This is a genomic window from Eubacterium sp. AF16-48, assembly GCF_003479405.1.
In the GTDB taxonomy this organism is placed as follows: Bacteria; Bacillota; Clostridia; order Lachnospirales; family Lachnospiraceae; genus Eubacterium_G; species Eubacterium_G segne.
On sequence record NZ_QUHB01000003.1, the window covers coordinates 101,964 to 118,811 of the forward strand.

At 34.8% G+C, this 16,848-nt stretch carries 14 protein-coding genes; all 14 read left to right on the forward strand.

The genetic code is table 11. The features are described from left to right. The first annotated feature begins 300 nt into the window (after positions 1 to 300). The 14 genes from DWW68_RS04835 to DWW68_RS04900 all read left to right on the forward strand — a co-directional run bounded on the left by DWW68_RS04835 (position 301) and on the right by DWW68_RS04900 (position 16,786). On the forward strand, positions 301 to 819 hold the full coding sequence (locus DWW68_RS04835; protein WP_021953697.1) for an RNA polymerase sigma factor: 519 nt from the start codon (positions 301 to 303) through the stop codon (positions 817 to 819). Positions 820 to 821: 2 nt separating this feature from the next. Beyond that, on the forward strand, positions 822 to 1,544 hold the full coding sequence (locus DWW68_RS04840) for a hypothetical protein (RefSeq protein ID WP_021953698.1): 723 nt from the start codon (positions 822 to 824) through the stop codon (positions 1,542 to 1,544). Continuing rightward, entirely contained in the window at positions 1,545 to 2,384 is an 840-nt protein-coding gene (locus tag DWW68_RS04845; protein WP_118589137.1) for a hypothetical protein, read from the forward strand. It begins immediately after the preceding gene. Between the two features lie 216 nt (positions 2,385 to 2,600). After that, positions 2,601 to 3,041, forward strand: a complete 441-nt coding sequence (locus DWW68_RS04850) for a hypothetical protein (RefSeq protein ID WP_021953701.1) — start codon at positions 2,601 to 2,603, stop codon at positions 3,039 to 3,041. Then, complete coding sequence (locus DWW68_RS04855; RefSeq protein ID WP_021953702.1) at positions 3,041 to 4,000, forward strand: hypothetical protein; 960 nt, start codon at positions 3,041 to 3,043, stop codon at positions 3,998 to 4,000. Before DWW68_RS04850 ends, DWW68_RS04855 begins: the two co-directional genes overlap by 1 nt. A gap of 39 nt (positions 4,001 to 4,039) precedes the next feature. Beyond that, positions 4,040 to 4,924, forward strand: coding sequence for a diadenylate cyclase CdaA (cdaA, locus tag DWW68_RS04860; protein WP_021953703.1), 885 nt, complete (start codon positions 4,040 to 4,042; stop codon positions 4,922 to 4,924). Continuing rightward, positions 4,899 to 6,155, forward strand: a complete 1,257-nt coding sequence (locus DWW68_RS04865; RefSeq protein WP_158576807.1) for a CdaR family protein — start codon at positions 4,899 to 4,901, stop codon at positions 6,153 to 6,155. Before cdaA ends, DWW68_RS04865 begins: the two co-directional genes overlap by 26 nt. A 37-nt stretch (positions 6,156 to 6,192) precedes the next feature. Next, on the forward strand, positions 6,193 to 7,209 hold the full coding sequence (gene galE / locus DWW68_RS04870; protein WP_118589135.1) for a UDP-glucose 4-epimerase GalE: 1,017 nt from the start codon (positions 6,193 to 6,195) through the stop codon (positions 7,207 to 7,209). Between the two features lie 23 nt (positions 7,210 to 7,232). Next, positions 7,233 to 8,555: an LCP family protein gene (locus DWW68_RS04875; RefSeq protein ID WP_158576808.1), complete on the forward strand. Its 1,323-nt coding sequence runs from the start codon at positions 7,233 to 7,235 to the stop codon at positions 8,553 to 8,555. Between the two features lie 148 nt (positions 8,556 to 8,703). Then, entirely contained in the window at positions 8,704 to 10,296 is a 1,593-nt protein-coding gene (locus DWW68_RS04880; RefSeq protein WP_118589133.1) for a trypsin-like peptidase domain-containing protein, read from the forward strand. 155 nt (positions 10,297 to 10,451) lie between these two features. Continuing rightward, the gene (gene clpX, locus DWW68_RS04885; protein WP_118589132.1) at positions 10,452 to 11,888 is read left to right on the forward strand and encodes an ATP-dependent Clp protease ATP-binding subunit ClpX; all 1,437 of its coding nucleotides are present in this window, start codon (positions 10,452 to 10,454) and stop codon (positions 11,886 to 11,888) included. A 358-nt stretch (positions 11,889 to 12,246) separates the two neighbouring features. Beyond that, the gene (locus DWW68_RS04890) at positions 12,247 to 13,938 is read left to right on the forward strand and encodes a S8 family peptidase (RefSeq protein WP_118589131.1); all 1,692 of its coding nucleotides are present in this window, start codon (positions 12,247 to 12,249) and stop codon (positions 13,936 to 13,938) included. Positions 13,939 to 14,113: 175 nt separating this feature from the next. Continuing rightward, on the forward strand, positions 14,114 to 14,932 hold the full coding sequence (locus DWW68_RS04895) for a fibronectin type III domain-containing protein (protein WP_158576809.1): 819 nt from the start codon (positions 14,114 to 14,116) through the stop codon (positions 14,930 to 14,932). 120 nt (positions 14,933 to 15,052) lie between these two features. Continuing rightward, positions 15,053 to 16,786: a proline--tRNA ligase gene (locus DWW68_RS04900; RefSeq protein WP_118589129.1), complete on the forward strand. Its 1,734-nt coding sequence runs from the start codon at positions 15,053 to 15,055 to the stop codon at positions 16,784 to 16,786. The last annotated feature ends 62 nt before the right edge of the window (positions 16,787 to 16,848 follow it).

Genomic DNA, 16,848 nt, shown 5'->3' on the forward strand with positions numbered 1-16,848 from the left:
ACATTAAAATTGAAAATATAACAAAAAAAATCATGTAAAATAAGTAAATTCACGGATTAGGAAGCACAATTCCCCACCCGAAGGCACCATTCTATTTGGAATTCCCCTGCACAATTAATCATTCACATACAGATTATCGCTGCATCAATAATATTCCGTAATAATCTTTCTGCACAATCCATCCTCCCCCCCTACCCTCCATCTATGATATAATCTCCATATAAATTTCAAAAATCTATATAACATTTTCAAAAATTCGCAGATTACTAATACAGAAGCTAAGATGCTTTGGAGGATAAGATGGTAGCGCTATATTTATCACTAATAGACAAACAGGAAGAAAAAAACAGATTTGAAGAACTGTATTACAGATACAGGAACTTAATGTATTACATAGCTTATCAGGTATTGCATCAGGATAGAGATTCAGAAGATGCAGTTCAGGAGGCTTTCTTTAGAATAGCCAAAAATATGGACAAGGTTAAAGATATTGCTTCTACGGAAACAAAAAATTTTGTAGCAATTATAACAAAACGTGAAGCCATGAAAATATACGATAAAAAGAAAAAAAGAGATGAAGATTTTGATGTGGATTTAACAAACATAAAAAAGCACAACAGCGAAAATCTTGTTAATGAAGTAAAAAATGCCATAGAGCAGCTTCCATATAAATTTTCATCTCTGCTTACCTTAAAATATGTGTTGGGGTATTCAGGAAAAGAAATTGCTGAAATAACCGGATTAACTGAAACTAATGTAAGACAGCAGTTAATGTGCGGAAGAAAGAAGCTTTCTGAAATTTTAGAGGAGGATTTATAGTGGTGTCTAATGGAAATAGTACAAAAAAATTAAATCAGGATGCTTTAAAAGAAGCATTATTTATGTACAATGAAACATTTATGCAGAAAATGCCGGACATAGTGGAAGCACACAATTTTTCAGGAAGATTTGAGAGAAAAATGTCTCATCTCATTAAAGCGGAAAAGAAGTTTAATGGAAAACGGTGGGCAGAGGTATGTGTAAGATACGCAACTTCCATAGCAGCAGTTATTCTATGCTTTATTGTAGTAAATGTTTTTGCCATTAATGCCTTTAACGTTAATTTGTGGAACAAAATTGTGGATAATACCACAGACATGATAAATATAAGTTTTGAAAATAAAAGTGAAAATCAAACCCGACCATCAGATAATTCAAACACTGCATCTGACGGAATTAAATATCAAATAAAAAATGCTCCAAAGGGCTATGCACTAAGGGATAATTATAATTCGGAAGAATTATTTGTTCAAAGTTTTACATCAGATAATGGAACCATAACTTACACCGAAAGTCCGATAAGCACCGGCGCTAATTTAAAAATTGCAAAGGGTGGAACAAAGGAAAAGGTAGTAGGAGCAAAAGAAGTAACATTTATATATGAAGAAAATAGAATTACTGCATACTTTACAGACAACGCTTACTATCATATAGTAAACATACAGGGCAGTGATGCAAATGAGGAAACTGCAATTAATATAATAGAAAATCTGGAGGACCGGTAAATGGGAAAAAATGCAGGAATAACAAATAAATTGTTTTTAGCAATGGCAGTAATTGTAGTTACTTCTATATTATTAGTCACCCCGGCATATGCAGGAGAAAATAAGGCTAAAGTGTATGTGCAGCTGAAAAATATAAAAATAGATGAAAAAATAAAAGAGCCGGTTTATGCCATAAGAAATGCTTCAAACCAATCCATTGTTGTAAAAAAGGTTGACATTCAGAAAAAAGACAACAATAAGTGGAAAGAACTTGCGGCAAAAGATTCCACTAAAACCCATAGAAATATTAAAGTGAAACCGGGAAAAAGAGAATTTGACAGCATTTTGATTAACGACGTTTATAATATTGAAGGGAATTATTTAGATAGCGGCGAATATAGAATAGAAATTACGTGTTTATATAGGAAGAAAGAGCTTAAAAAATATATAAAGTTTAAAATAGAAAATAAGCGACAGGAAATGATAGATGCCAATGTATCAAATACCGTAAGTATAAATGGAAAAAATAGCATCAGCAACATTTTACTAAATACCGATTTTAGTATTAGCAAAAGGGGAAATGTAACAGCTGTTGTTTTTTCGGAAAATGACTATGCAACTACTAAAAAGACCAAAATAAGAATTGTCATACTAAGAAAAAGTCATGGAAAATGGAAAAAATACAGAAAATATTGTGAAGTTAAAAAAAGTAATATTGCTTATGCAAATAAGAAATTCAAACTAAAAAAATCCGGATTATACAGAATGCGTGTAGATATAGTTACATATGATGGAAATGGAAATCATTTCAAAAGTATTTACAGGTCTGGGGCTAAAAGGTATAAAAAAGAAAACAGATAATGAAAAATAGTATTATATACACTCCTGAAAAATATTTTGGTTTACTAAAAAAGCAGACTGAAATGTTTTTTGGGAGTTTTTCTGTGAAGTCACAGGAAAAAGTATAAAGGAGGAAAATGGAGTCCGTGCTTGCACGTATGTATAGGTTATGATAAAATACATAATAATTATGGGGTTCTATGCCCACTATCTTTTTTAGATGATTAGGAGATTTATATGCTTAATAATGAAAAGATTATACTAATGACAAAACTGTCATTATATGAGCAGAAAAATCAAAAAAAAGAAATCAGCACAGGCAAGTATTTCAAAAGTGATTATATGCTTTTAAAAATGTTAAGTTCTTTTATTTGCGCTACAGTAGGATATCTGCTTTGTCTGATTTTGTGGTTTATGTATAAATCTGACAGGGTTTTTGCCAGTATGACTACAACAGGAAGTTTTACGGTATTTGTGGTGGTTATTGTTTTGCTTTATATAATTACCGTAGTTGTATATATGATTTTTAGTTATGCATTTTTTTCACATAAATTCAGAAAAATCAGAAAGAACCTTAAAGAATATAATGGTGATTTGAAGACCTTACATAGAATACAGGAATTAGAATATGATGCCATTATAGATGAATTGGAAGAAGAAGGAGATGAGGAAGAATAATGACAGGTTTAATTGAATTAAAGGAAAAATTAAAGAACTTTTATGCAGAACATGAAGTTGTTATGAGACCAATTGTAAAATTCCTGGCAGTTCTTGTTTCATTGATGGTTATAAAAAGCAACATAGGTTATATGAATATTATTAACATGTGGCCGGTTATAATTATAATATCCGTAGTTTCAGCATTTTTAACATGGGGTATGCTGGTGCTGGTACTGGCAGCAGATATTGCGGTAAATATATTTTCCATGTCTTTGGAATTGGGAGCCTTGGTGTTTATTGTAATGCTTATAATGTTCCTGTTCTTTTTCAGATTTACCCCAAAACAGGGAGCATTACTGGTGTTAATACCTTTAGCATATTTCCTTAAAATACCATTTGTGGTTCCTATAGCAGTGGGACTTATATGTTCTCCGGTATCTATTGTATCGGTAGCATTTGGAACGGTATTATACTATATGATAGATGTAATCAGCAATAATGCTACAGTTATAACTAATTCATCGGATGGTACTATAGGATCAGCTAGCATAAATGCCATTATTAATATGATGAGTAATAATAAAGCAATGATGTTGGCAGTTATTGCATCAGCCATTACCATAATGGTGGTGTATATAATAAGAAGGGCAACAATTAACAATGCCTGGGCGGTGGCAATTATTACAGGAGCCATAGTAGACTTTGTAATTACTTTGGTGGGAAGTATTATGTTGAACACAAAAAGTTCAATATTTTGGATTATTATAGGGACGATAATATCCATACTCCTTGCATTTATATTGCAGTTCTTCCTGTTTTCAGTGGATTATTCAAGGACAGAACATACCCAGTTTGAGGATGATGAGTATTATTATTATGTAAAAGCTGTTCCAAAAATAAACGTAACAGCTCCGGAGATGAATGTTAAGCGTATTAACGCTCAAAGAAAGAGAAAGGTTCAGCCAAAGAGAAGATAACAGTTGATTATTGAAATATAGAGAAAGGAGTACAGGGTGATGAGTGCAGTATTAAGTTATATTCAGAATTTTGTAGACAAATATTTGACAATACCTGACATTTATGCCAGCGATATCGTGGAAATAATTGTTATTGCAGTTTTGATTTACTACATTATATTATGGTTCAAAAAAAGCAGAGCATGGATTTTACTTAGAGGAATACTTGTGCTTGTATTATTCATGGTCGTGGCATCGGTTTTTCACCTGACTACTCTTTTATGGATTATAGATAAGACGTTAAGTGCCGGAATTATCGCTTTGGTTATTATTTTCCAGCCTGAGCTTAGAAGAGCCCTTGAGGAATTAGGAAAAAAGAACGTTTTGTTTAATGTATTTAAATTGGGAAATACTTTGGAAAATGAACGTTTTAGCGATAAGTCAGTGGAAGAAATAACAAGGGCTACCCTTGAAATGGCAAAGGCGAAGACAGGAGCATTAATGGTAATTACTCAGGAACATGACTTAGGACAGTACATTGAAACGGGAATCAGGCTTGATGCCAAAATTACCAGTCAGCTTCTTATTAATATATTTGAAAAAAATACTCCTCTTCATGACGGTGCAGTTATAATAGAAGGAGATGAAATTGTTGCGGCAACATGTTATATACCGTTGTCAGACAGTACATCTCTTAGTAAGGAATTAGGCACAAGACATAGAGCAGGTCTTGGTTTAAGTGAGCTTACAGACAGTATTATAATAATTGTATCAGAGGAAACGGGAAGTATTTCCATAGCAAAAGACGGGAAACTTATCCGATATGCAGATGCGGCTATTTTGAAGAATGAACTTACAAAAGCCCAGGCGAAGGATGAAGTTAAAACAAAGAAAAAAATATGGAAAGGAAGGAACCGCAATGAAAAAAGCCATGATGAAAATTAAGGCATCCCTTACAAACAACGTAGGTATAAAGGTTATTGCGGTTGTTATTGCTGCATTAATCTGGCTTATGATTGTAAACATAAGTGATCCTGAAAAGACAGTGATAATATATAACATTCCTATTAACGTAACTCATGAGGAAGTAATTACTGATATGAATATGGTATATGATTCCGACAAGAATGCTACCGTAAACATTACAGTATCCGGAAAACGTTCAGTTGTAAGTAAGTTATCAGCAGAAGACTTTACGGCAACAGCTTCCCTTAAGGAGTTATCAAAGGTTAATGCAATACCTGTTCAGGTATCAGCAGTTCAAAACTATATAGGAAGAAAAATTACAATTGAGAAGCAGTCAAAACAGACGCTGGAAGTCAGCATAGAGCAGGTTAAAAAGCAGAACTACAGTGTATCTGTTGAGTACAATGGAAGTCCTGAAGAAGGATATGTTGCAGGTGGCTATACTCTTTCAAAGAATATGGTTACTGTGAAGGCACCGGAGTCATTACTGGACAAGATTGACCGTGTTGTAGCAAGATGTGATATTGACGGAGAAAATGAGGACTTTACAACAAAAAGCAGATTATATGTATATGACAAGTATGATAATATATTAAAGTCTGATAAAATAAAGCTTTCATCTAAGAGAGTAAGTGTTTCAGTTACCATTCTTAATGAAAAGCAGGTTCCAATAGAAACACCTTCAGTTGGAACTCCTGAGACAGGATATCATGTAGGAAAAGTAACGGTATCACCGGAAAATATTACCCTGATAGGGAAAAAAGAGGTTCTAGACACAGTTGAAAAACTGGTTATAAGTGATACTATTAATATATCCGGGAAGACTACTGACACTGTGGAGAAGATAAATATAAGAAAATATCTTCCGGAAGGCACAGATATAGGTCAGGGAGAAACGGATGTAATAAGCGTTGTTATTAAAATTAATAAACTTGTGTCTAAGAAGTTTACCATTAATACAGACAAAATAGCCATAGACGGATTAAACAATTCCTATGAAATGGCATTTGTAAGTAAAAACATTAACGTTGAACTTCAGGGAAAAGATGATGTTATTAAGAAAATCACTTTAAATGACATTGGCGCAAGTATTAATTTAAATAATTATAAAGAAGGAACAGAAACCGTAAATGTTTCAGTTACCTTGCCTGATGGCGCTACATTAGTTAATGATGTAAGGGTCAGGGTGAAAATTTCCAAAAAGAAATAATGTCATAAGACATTAAGTATTATGCAGGAGGAAAAAAATGAGCACTATTTTAGTAACAGGTGGAGCAGGTTATATTGGAAGTCATACATGTGTTGAGTTATTAAATTCAGGCTATGACGTAGTAGTTGTAGATAACCTTAGCAATTCATCAAAAGAAGCATTGAACAGGGTTGAACAGATAACAGGAAAGAAAGTAAAGTTTTATGAAAATGATATAGCTGACAGAGAAGCTATGGCAAAGGTGTTTGAAGAAAATGATATTTTTTCAGTAATTCACTTTGCAGGACTTAAGGCTGTTGGAGAATCAGTTCAGAAACCTTTAGAATATTATAAAAACAATATATCAGGAACATTGGAAATGTGCGATGTAATGAGACAGCACAATGTTAAAAACATTATTTTCAGTTCTTCAGCTACAGTATATGGAGATCCTGAATCAGTTCCAATTACTGAAAAGTTCCCTAAGGGACAGTGTACTAACCCTTATGGATGGACAAAGTCAATGTTAGAGCAGATTTTAACAGACATTCAGTTTGCAGATAAAGAATGGAATGTTATTTTACTTCGTTACTTTAATCCGATTGGAGCTCATAAGAGCGGATTAATGGGGGAAGATCCTAATGGTATTCCAAACAACCTTATGCCATATGTTATGAAGGTTGCCATTGGACAGCTTCCACATGTAAATGTATTTGGTAACGATTATCCGACGCCGGATGGAACAGGTGTAAGAGATTACATTCACGTTGTAGACTTAGCAGAAGGTCATGTTAAGGCAATAAAGAAGATAGAAGAAAATCCGGGAGTAAAGGTTTACAACCTTGGCACAGGAATCGGATACAGCGTACTTGATGTTATTAATAATGTAAGTAAAGCTGTTGGAAAAGAAATTCCATATGTAATTACAGACAGAAGAGCAGGAGATATTGCTGAATGTTATGCTGATCCTACATTGGCAAAAGAAGAATTAGGATGGGTTGCTAAAAACGGAATTAAGGAAATGTGTGAAGATTCATGGAACTGGCAGCAGAAAAATCCTAATGGATACAAATAAGTAAAATATGATGGGAGATGACCATGAGTTCTAATAAAAATAAAACACCGGAAAAACAGTTGAAAACAATTAAAATATGGAAGAGAATTGTTACAACTTTTGAGGTGATTTTTGGAATAATACTTATTGCGGCAATGGTAATTCTATTTGTACCTAATGTGAAGGCTGAAATTATAAAGGGAATGGCAACAACACCTATAGGTCAGAAAATTATTTCCTGGTTTGGAAGTGAAGCATATGTACACAGTGTTTTTGACTCAAACTTTGATAATACTAAGTTAAAGACCAATGAACTTAAGTACAACTATTCTCAGGAATACACCACCTTCGTTTTATTTGGTGTAGATTCAAGAGAGGGTGAAGTGGAGGCTTCTAACAGTGATTCCATTTTGGTAGTAAATATTCATAACACAACAGGTGAAGTGAAAATGGTATCAATTTACAGAGACACCATGTTGGGAATATATGATGCAGATGGAAACCTGAACAAGTATTTTAAGGTTAATTCAGCATATGCAGCAGGAGGACCTGAAGCAGCAATAAATACTTTAAATAAGAATTTAGACTTGGACATTCAGGATTACGTTACGGTTAATTTCGCAGGAGTTGCAGAAATCATAGACAAGTTAGGCGGAATAACAGTCAATTTAACAGATGATGAGTTGTCACAGCTTAATTTCCATTTACTGGGAACAGCAAATGCCATGGGTAAATATGCTACCCCGGTAAAGAAAAGCGGCAAAAATATAAAGCTTAACGGATTACAGGCTACAACATACTGTAGAATAAGAAAAGCGACATTTTATGATCCGGATACAGGGGATAGAGTGTCAGATGATTTTGGACGTGCTGCAAGACAACGTTCAGTTATGATGAAATTAGTTGAAAAGGCAAAAAGTGCAGGAATTACGGAACTCCAGTCTATGGTGCAGACAGTAATGAATGACGATAAGGCAGGAGACAGAATAATTTCAACCAGTTTTACCTTTGATGAGATAGTAAATCTGATACCTGTTATATTTGATTTTAAATTAAATGGAAGTCAGGGATTTCCGTCACAGCTTACTACAGGAACCTATGATGGTACAAGCTATGTAGTTGCAAGAGGTTTGTCGAACAATGTATCGGAACTTCACAAGTTCTTATATGGTGAAGAAAACTATCAGCCTACCGATAATGTAGTGGCAGTTGAAAATTATGTAGCAGGTTACACAGGAGTTACATCCGGTTCAGATGGTTACAATCCAATTGAATCAGGAAAGACTACCTCTAATGAAGAAACCACGGCAACAGTTGATAATACAGATTATGATTACGATGACAAAGGACAAAGTGATTTCTATTAAATAGGATAAAGTGCCGACATACTTAAAAGGTGTGCCGGCATTTTAATTCTTAGGTTTTTAACAGTTAAAACACAGAATAATCACAACTAAACGGTAAACTCTAGTTATAAAATAAATCAAAAAGAATTTGTCGAAAGGAGTAGGAATCATGTTAGACAATGAAAATACAAATGGATTTGACACAAATCCGGAGGAGAATCAGACACAAAATGAACAGCAGGTAAATGACACAGGTAACACAGAAAACTCAGAAAACAAAGAATATGAGAATACCTATTATTCCCAGGGAGACAAATCCTATTATTCTCAGGGAGACAATTCTCAGAACAGTTACAACAATTATAATAACAATTACAGTAACAACTATAACAGTAATTATAACAATGGTAACTACAATGGAAATTATCAGAATAATGGAAACAATGGTAACAAAAAGAAAAAAAATAAGCTACCGGTTGTAATTGCAGTGGCGGCTGTTACAGTTCTTGTAGGTGTTTCCTGTATAATGGGAATATTTGCAGTAGCAAACAGTAACAGTAAAAATGGAAAATCTACCATTGACAGTATATTATCACAGGGCGAAACCAAAGAAGGTGAAACATACAATGATATTGGTTCTACTAACACAAACACATCAGGCTCAAGTTCATCAGGAGCAGTTACAGTAACAGATGTTTCAGGAGTTGTAGATAACACAATGCCATCGGTAGTAGCCATTACCAGCAAAACATTAATTGAGTCAAACAGTTATGATTCAATATATGATTATTATTTCGGTGGCGGTAACAATAGAAAACAGACATACGAGCAGGAAGCTGCCGGTTCAGGAATTATTGTTGACCAGACAGATACAGAGTTGTTAATAGTTACTAACAACCATGTAGTTGAAGGTGCTGACAGCTTAAAAATTCAGTTTGACGGAATGGAAGCAAGTGAAGCAGTAGACGGATATACAAAAGGAACAGATGCCAATGCAGATGTGGCTGTTGTTGCAGTTAAATTAAAAGATATTCCAAGCAAAACATTAGATACAATAAGGAAAGCTACATTAGGTGATTCAGATTCAGTTACAGTAGGTGAAGGTGTAATTGCCATTGGTAATGCATTAGGATATGGACAGTCAGTTACGACAGGTATTATTAGTGCAAAAGACAGAGAAGTTACAATAGAAGAAAAGAAAATGAAACTTCTTCAGACAGATGCAGCCATAAATGGTGGTAACAGTGGTGGTGCATTACTTAACTCAAAAGGTGAAGTAATCGGTATTAATGTTGCTAAATATTCTTCTAACGGTTCTAGCACTTCAAGTAGTGTTGAAGGAATGGGATTTGCAATTCCTATTACATCAGTTAAGGATATTATCAACAACTTAGAGACTAAGCAGACCAGAACAAAGGTAAGTGAAGATGAACGGGGCTGGTTAGGAATCAGCAGCAAATATGATGTTACATCAGATGTTTCAGAGGCATATGGAATGCCAACAGGTGTATATGTTTACGAGACTGTAAAGAATGGTCCGGCAGACAAGGCAGGTATTCAGGCAGGAGATATTATAACAGCCTTTGATGACCAGCAGATTACATCTTATGATACATTAAAGAGTATAATGGCATATTACAAATCAGGAGAAAAGGTTAAAGTGAAGATTGCCTATGCAGATGGAAGAGAGTACAAGGAAAAAACAGTAACAGTAACTCTTGCCAGTGCCAGTGACGTAGGTGCTTCTAATACACAAAATTAGCCCCCATCATGAGAAATAGATTATAATATTTCTTCATTAATTAATAAATTTCCTTATAATCGGGTAAGTTCAGTCTTACCCGATTATTTACGTTTTTTGTGATATGTGATAAACTTACCACTGTGACAAAAGAAATCAGAGAACAGGAGGCAGGTATGAGTGACAACAAGGACGAATTAGAAAAAGAAGAGTTAAAAGATGTTAATTCAAATGAAACATCTAAAGATAATAAAGAAGATGATTACGAAAAAATCTGTTACGTATGCAGAAGACCTGAAAGTAAGGCAGGAAAAATGATAGATATGCCCGGTGGGATATGCGTGTGTACAGATTGTCTGCAAAAGAGCTTTAACAACTTTCAAAACGTTGGTATGAATGTAAATATCAGCGAAGAGGAATTAAAGAATCTTTTAAACATGCCGGGGGTACATATGATGAATCCGGAGGATTTTATACGAAATGTACCTCATAAGCAGAAGATCAAAAAGAAAAAAGCTGATGGTGAAAAGACAGAGCCGGTTATTGATATAAATAAAATTCCGGCACCACATATTATAAAGGAAAAATTAGATGATTATGTAATAGGACAGGAATATGCCAAAAAGGTAATGTCAGTGGCTGTATATAATCATTACAAGCGTGTGGCAACAAATACAATGGATGAAATAGAAATTGAAAAGTCTAATATGCTGATGATTGGGCCTACAGGCTGTGGTAAAACATACCTTGTAAAAACACTGGCAAAATTATTGGATGTTCCTCTTGCCATAACAGACGCTACATCCTTAACTGAAGCAGGTTATATAGGAGATGACATTGAAAGTGTAATTTCAAAATTACTTGCAGCAGCAGATAATGATGTGGAAAAAGCTGAAACAGGTATTGTATTTATTGACGAAATTGACAAGATTGCAAAAAAAGACACCTCAAGAAGCAGGGATGTAAGCGGTGAATCAGTTCAGCAGGGAATGCTTAAGCTTTTAGAAGGAAGTGAAGTTGAGGTTCCTGTGGGAGCAACAAGCAAAAATGCAATGGTTCCTTTAGCTACAATTAATACCAAGAATATTCTCTTTATATGTGGCGGAGCTTTCCCGGGATTAGAGGACATAATTAAGGAAAGATTAAATAAACAGGCTGCAATTGGCTTTATGAGCGATTTGTCAGACAAATACGATAATGACAAAAACATTATAAAAAATGTTACGGGAGATGACTTAAGAAAGTTTGGAATGATACCAGAATTTTTAGGAAGACTTCCTATTGTATTTACATTAGATGGCTTAACAGAGGAGATGCTGGTAAAAATACTTACTGATCCTAAAAATGCCATAATTAAGCAGTATCAGAAGCTTTTAGAGTTAGACGAGGTAAAACTGGAATTTACTGAGGATGCTCTTAAAACAATTGCCGGAAAAGCCATTGAAAAGAAAACCGGAGCAAGAGCCCTTCGTGCAATTATTGAGGAATTTATGTTAGATATTATGTATGAGATTCCAAAGGATGACCACATTGGAACTGTAAAAATTACTAAGGAATACATTAACGGAACAGGTGGTCCAATTATAGGAATGAGAGGGCAGAATTGCATATAATAAATTATGTAAACCAAAATTGAATGCTATATAAACTAAGGGCAGATTTGTTATAAAACAGATTTGCCCTTAAAATATATTTAAATTTATATCAAATAATTTTAAGTTTAATTAAGGCTAGTCATCTATACTTATTTTAAATTAAAAAGAAAGTGAGATGATTGATATGAGAAAGAAAGCATTAGCATTATTAGTAGCCATGGCTCTTGCAGCAACGGCGGTTACAGGATGTTCCACAGGCAGTTAAAAAGTATAAATTGCTTATTTGTGGAAAAAACAGTGGCAATTTATAATTTTTATGCTTATATCATAATATTGAATTTTTTAACATAGGCTGTTAAAAAAAGCAGGTGAAACCATGCCTGAATGTCAGGATATAATTACATCAGAGGAGTATGGGGATTTTATCTGGGAAATTGCTGAAAATCCGGAAATCATCCGTCAGAAGTACAGTGAGTATTGTCCGCAGCTGATAAATTACCGGTATGTATGTGCCTATGAGCGTTTAGACAGAATAAGGGAAATCGGTCTTAGAAATTATTCTTACAGTTCCATTCCAAAATTATTCGGATTAATGGATACCACGGCAGTAGCAGCCACAGGAGCCATAAGGCTTCAAAATCAGACAGGGTTTGAACTTACAGGAAGAGATGTAATTGTTGGTTTTATTGACACAGGTATAGATTACACCAACAGTATTTTCAAAAATTCCACAGGACAAACCAGGATACTGGAAATATGGGATCAAAGTGACAGTTCAGGAAATATTCCGGATGGTTTTGATTATGGAAGCCTGTATACGGCAGTAGATATAAACAGGGCTTTAGGGGACACTAACCCATATAGTGTAGTACCTCACAGAGATGAAAATGGTCATGGCACAATAATGGCCGGAGTGGCATGCGGTGGCTATGACAGACAAAGGGATTTTGTGGGAAGCGCACCTGACGCATCCATAGCCGTGGTGAAATTAAAACCTGCAAAACAATATTTACGGGACCATTTTTTTATAAAGGATGGGGTGGATGCCTATCAGGAAAACGATATTATGCTGGCAGTTTCATATTTAATGGATTTACGAATGAGGTATAGCAGACCTCTGGTAATTGTTTTGGGAGTTGGAACGGGAAACGGAAGCAGAACGGGAGGTTCACCTTTAGCCCAGCTTTTAGGGAAAATGGGGCAGATAATAGGAAACTGTGTTGTGGTATGTAGTGGAAATGAGGCAAATGCAAGACTTCATTATCAGGGAAGATTAGGAGATGGAATGTCGGAGGATGTGGAGTTTAGGGTAGGTGCAGATACCAAAGGCTTTGCTCTTGAACTATGGGGAAATACTCCTGACGTGTTTTCCGTATCTTTAATATCACCTTTAGGAGAAAGCATTCCAAGAATACCTGCAAGAAAAAATTATGGTCAGACTGTTAATTTCCTTCTTGACGGAACTACCGTAGAAGTAGATTACAGATTAGTGGAGTCCGGGACAGGAGAGGAACTTGTTTTTTTAAGGTTTATCAATCCCTCGGAAGGCATATGGGTTATAAGGGTATACGGAAATAACATATTAAACGGAGCTTACAATATCTGGGGAAATCTCAATCAATTTACGGAGAATATATTTTTCTTAAAGCCGGAACCGGAAGGAACCCTGACAGTGCCTTCAAGTGCCCAGAATATAATTACCGTAGGTGGTTTTGATAATCAAAGTAATTCAATATATCCTCCTTCAGGACGGGGATTTACAAGGGATAACCGGATTAAGCCGGATATAGTGGCACCGGCTGTTAGTGTATATGCACCAAATACCACAGGAGGCTTTACCGGAAAATCAGGTACATCCATTGGGGCAGCACTTACGGCAGGATGCTGCGCCCAAATGCTTCAGTGGGGATATGTTCAGGGAAACGAGCCTTATATGAGAACTAATTATATTAAAAATTATCTTATAAGAGGTGCAAAAAGAGAGCGGGATGTGGAATATCCAAGCCCTATATGGGGGTATGGAGAAATAAATGTATATAACAGCTTTCTTATTATTACAAGAACATGACATTATGGAAAAATATGTTGAAAAAAAGTTTATAACATAATATACTAAAATCAAATGTAGGGCGGATGAAAAATACATGATTAGAGAACATAGCGCATCAAACTTCTGAAGTCAGAATAGAGGTTTGGTGCGTTTATTTTATAAAATGAAAATAATTAAATGGGAGGAAAAATTTATGAAACACGGAGTAAACAGAAAAGCATTAAGAAAGGTATCCATATGGCTTCTTGTAATGACAATGCTGGTAACGGGATTTAATGGAAAATTCGTTTATGCAACACAAAAATCAAAAGAAAAAGTATCAAAAGGAAAGATACAGTATGTAAATATTGTAAATAAGAATACAATTAAGTTAGGGTGGAAAAAAATAGCCAAAACTAATAAATATCAAATACAATATTCTACAAATAAGAACATGAAAAAATCAATAATTAAAACAGTAAAAAAACGTAGAAGTTGCAAAGTATATAAATTAAAAAATAATAGAAATTATTATTTCAGAATAAGAGGAATAAAGGGAAAAGTGAAAGGAAAGTGGAGTAATATAAAAAAAGTAACATTAAATTCTGACAGCATAGATGCCATAAATCTTATTAATTCAAAATACAATTTAAAACTGTCCTTAAACGCAAAAGTTGTAAATTATAAGACTTGTGAAGAAAAATATGAGTTTAATGGGAAGAGTTATAAGGGATGCAGGATATTTGCAAAAATACAGTTAAGTGAGACTGATTTTGTCAAAACAGATAAACTCATTCAAAATTCAAAAAACAGCAGTTATAGCATTTATGATGCGGCTGTAGAAGAAATAGATTGGTGGAATTTGAAGAAAAAGAACATAATAAAGAGTCAGGACTTTTTCAATACGGTAAAGGTATTTGAAAATAAAGAGGATAATCAGGGAATAGTAATAAGGGGACATATGGAGGTTTACGTGGTGAAAAGTGTTAAGCAGAACTATAGGTTAGTTTATCTTTGCTATGAAGGAGGCTGAAAAATATAGGGCATAACGAAAAGAAAGTTCCGAAAGAGTATAGATTTTTTTTATAAACTGTATTAAAATAATTTAGTTAGTGTTGTTATACTAAAAATAAATATCATAGGAGAAAGAAAGATGAAATTATCAAAACTTGTTGGGGACAGATTTAAAGAAAGACCGGCAAACTGTCTTATTGACAGCCATGCATTAATGGTAAGAGGAGGATATATCAAGAATGTAGCAAATGGTATTTACTCACAGTTCCCCCCAATGAAGAGAATTTCACAGAAAATAGAGAATATTATCAGGGATGAAATGGATAAAATTGACGGACAGGAAGTATTGTTCCCTGTAACACTTCCGGGAAGTCTTTGGGAAGAGTCAGGCAGATATGAAAGTGTTGGTTCTGAATTATTAAGATTTACAGACAGAACAGGAAGCAAGATGGTATTGGGAATGACTCACGAGGAGGCATCAGTTCAGTTAGTTCGTGAATATGCTAACAGTTATGCTAAATATCCATTTATGATTTACCAGATTCAGACTAAATTCCGTGATGAGGCAAGACCTCGTGCAGGACTTATCCGTGTACGTGAGTTTACCATGAAAGATGCTTATTCATTCCATACATCTCAGGAGGATTTAGAGCAGTATTATCAGAGATGCTATGATGCATACAATCGTATCTTTGCAAGATGTGGAATACCTGAGGTAGCAGTAGTTAAGTCTGATTCAGGTATGATGGGTGGAAGCATTTCTCATGAGTATATGCTTCTTACAGCAGCAGGAGAGGATTCAATAGCTATTTGTCCTGAGTGTGGCTACAGTGCCAACGTTGAGGCTGCTCCAAGCATTGTTAAAAATGAAAATACAATAGCTAAAGAGGAATTAAAAGAGGTGGCAACACCGGGAACAGGAACAATAGAAGAACTTTGTGAGTTCTTACATATTCCTGCAGAGAATACGGCAAAAGCAGTTGTATATCAGAGAAATGCCGATGACAGCTATGTTGTAGCATTTATCCGTGGTGATTTAGATATTAATGAAACAAAGCTGACTAATGCTCTTGGATGTGAAATTCATCCGGCAGTTATTGAAGACGACAGCGTCCTTACAGCAGGATTTATCGGACCTGTAGGTATTAACGAAAAGGTAACGGTTCTTTTTGATAATTCTCTTAAGGATATAGATTATCTTGTAACAGGAGCAAACAAGGTAGATACCCATTACACAGGATTTAATGTTGAAAGAGATTGTCCTAATGCTAAATATTTTGACCTTGCAAAGATTGTGGAAGGTGGCATTTGTCCTCAGTGCGGAAAGCCTCATATTACAATTTCAAGAGGTATTGAAGTAGGAAATATATTCCAGCTGGGAACTAAATATTCAAAGGCTATGGGATTTAAGTATACTGATGAAAACGGTGAAGAGCAGTACCCTATTATGGGATGTTACGGCATTGGTGTGGGACGTATGGCAGCTTCCATATGTGAAGTACGTCATGATGATTATGGTCCAATCTGGCCTATTACAATTGCTCCATGGCAGGTACATCTTTGCTGCTTACGTTCAGATGATGCTGAGTGTAAGGAATTTGCTGATAATTTATACAATACATTACAGAATAAGGGAATTGAAGTTATTTATGATGACAGAAAGGCAAGACCGGGAGCAATGTTTGCAGATGCAGACCTTTTAGGTGTTCCTGTACGTGTAGTTGTAAGTCCAAGAAACTTGAAGGAAAGTGTTGTGGAATTATCTACAAGAGATAAGAGTATTCAGAAGAAGGTACCAATGAATGAAATTGAGCAGGAAGTTGATAATGTTATAAAGCAGCTTACCGACAGTATTTATGAAAAGGTAAAATAAAGTAATATATAATAAAAAGGGTGCAATGCGGGGGATAGTCCTGCATTGCACTCTTTTTATTT